This is a genomic window from Kitasatospora sp. NPDC033851 (assembly GCF_055576085.1).
On the sequence record NZ_JBVIRL010000097.1, the window covers coordinates 1 to 2,186 of the forward strand.

Sequence of the window (2,186 nt, forward strand, 5' to 3'; positions counted from 1 at the left end):
CGGTTCAGGCACGGATTTCGTGAAGTCGATCGTGCTTCTGTGCGCCGGGTGACGCTCCGTCACGTCTAGGTGGATGCTGGCCGCGTGTGAGGAGATATTCCTTCTGCTCCCGCATCTCGCAGGGGTGCGGGTCGAGTGCATGGATGTGCGGGACGGACGTGTGGTGATCGAGGCGTCGACGCTGGAGGAAGTGCCAGTGTCGTGTCCGGGCTGCCAGATTGCGTCAGGTCGGGTGCACAGCAGGTATGGACGGCGCCTGGCCGACGTGCCGTGCGGCGGGCGGGGCGTGGTGATCGAACTGTCGGTGCGTCGGCTGTTCTGCGACAACGGGGACTGCCCGCGGGTCACCTTCGCCGAGCAGATTGAGGGGCTGGCCTACCGCTACGGCCGACGGACGCCGGCCCTTCAGCGGATGCTCGGTGCCCTCGGCGTCGTCCTGGCTGCTCGGGCCGTGGCCCGCCTCGCGCTGCTGCTCGGCATCGTGATCAGCCGGATGACCGTCCTGCGCCTGGTCATGGCGCTGCCGGACCCTGCCTGGGCGACCCCGCGCGTGCTCGGCATCGACGAGTTCGCCACCAGGAAGGGCCACCGCTACGGCACCCTTCTGGTCGACTGCGAGACCCACCAGCCCCTTGACCTGCTGCCCGACCGCGACGCGGACAGTGTCGCGGCATGGCTGCGCGAGCACCCCGGCGTCGAGATCGTCTGCCGCGACCGCGCACAGGTCTTCGCGGACGGCGCCCGCGCCGGCGCCCCGAACGCCCAGCACTGCGCGGACAAATGGCACGTCTGGCACAACCTCGGCGAGGCTGTTGAACGCCTCGTCTCCCGCCATCGCGCCCTGCTCCGCGACCTTGTCGAACCCGCGCCTGAGCCCGAGCCGCCGGGACCAAAGCCCGCATCGGCCGAGGCATTCGAGGCTGCCACAGAGCCGTCCGAGCCCTACCCACAGGGGAAGTTCCTCGACCGGCTCCGCGACACCCACGCGGCCGTCCGCGCCCAGATCGAGCAGGGCTTGAGTCTGCGCGAGATCGCCCGACGCCTCGGCCTCGGACGCAACACCGTTCGCAAGTACGCCCGCGCGGCCAGCCCGGAGGCGATGCTGCACGGCCAGTGGCAGAACCGGACCAGCAAGCTCGACCGGTTCAAGCCCTACCTCGACCAGCGCATCGCCGAAGGCTGCACGAACGTGTCCCGGCTCCACCGCGAGCTGCAGGAACGCGGGGCTCGCTGCAGCTACAGCACGCTGCGCGACTACGTCCGGCCGCTACGGCCCGACCGACAGTCCCCGGGGAGCCCGCTGCCCATCGCCCGGCCGCCCTCTCCCCGCGAGGCCACCGGCTGGATCATGCGCCACCCCGACCACCTACGTGAGGACGACCAGCAACAGCTCAAGACCCTGCTGGCCCGCTCACCCGAACTCACGGCCGCCGCAACCCACGTCCGCACCTTCGCCAGCATCATGTCCAACCGCGAAGGAGACCAGCTGGGGCACTGGATCGCCGACGTCTGCGCGGACGAACTATGCGGCCTGGCCGGCTTCGCCACCGGACTGCTCTCCGATCTCGACGCCGTCGTCTACGGCATGAGCACCGACTGGTCCTCCGGTCCAGTCGAGGGCCGCGTCAACGACCTCAAGGCACTCAAGCGCAGCATGTTCGGCCGAGCGAAGCCCTCGTTGCTGCGCAAGCGGCTTCTCCTTATCGCCGCCAGCCGCCGACCCTAACCTCTGCCGCCTCTGGCCTGACGGTCCAGGAAATCGATCAGTCGCGTTTCCGAACGCAGGAGCCGCTCCCGTCGCTCACACGGGAGAGAAGCGAGGGCGTCGACCAGAACTCGCTTCCGGGGGACGTACACCATGTTGCCGGAGTAGATCCTGCAGCCCGAACACCAAGCGAACCCGATGCAGCGCTCGAACATGGAGGACTCGGGTGGATGGAAGCGGTACTGATACGAGCGGACAGGCGTTCTGCAGGCGGCACAGATTCGTCGATCGCCGTCGGCAACCGTGTCCCAGGTCCCGACCTTCCGCCAGTGCTGTCGCCCGGCCGGTGCTCTTCAAGTCGTCATGCCGGGCATTCTCCCGCACAGCGAGTCGCTCGGCATAACCGTTCGAGCAGGGCTCCGATCGACTACAGATCGTAACCGCCTCGGCGTGCTCTTCACGAAATCCGTGCCTGAACCCG

General features: G+C 68.5%; 1 protein-coding gene. It reads left to right on the plus strand.

Annotation, left to right across the window (positions count from 1 at the left end; translation table 11 throughout):
* Positions 1-73 precede the first annotated feature (73 nt).
* Positions 74-1,726, plus strand: coding sequence for an ISL3 family transposase (locus ACZ51D_RS43635; RefSeq protein WP_465665879.1), 1,653 nt, complete (start codon positions 74-76; stop codon positions 1,724-1,726).
* Positions 1,727-2,186 lie beyond the last annotated feature (460 nt).

What these genes read in the sequence shown, in the direction of transcription:
- ACZ51D_RS43635 (WP_465665879.1), top strand. Translation starts at nt 74, where the DNA reads ATGCTGGCCGCGTGTGAGGAGATATTCCTTCTGCTCCCGCATCTCGCA.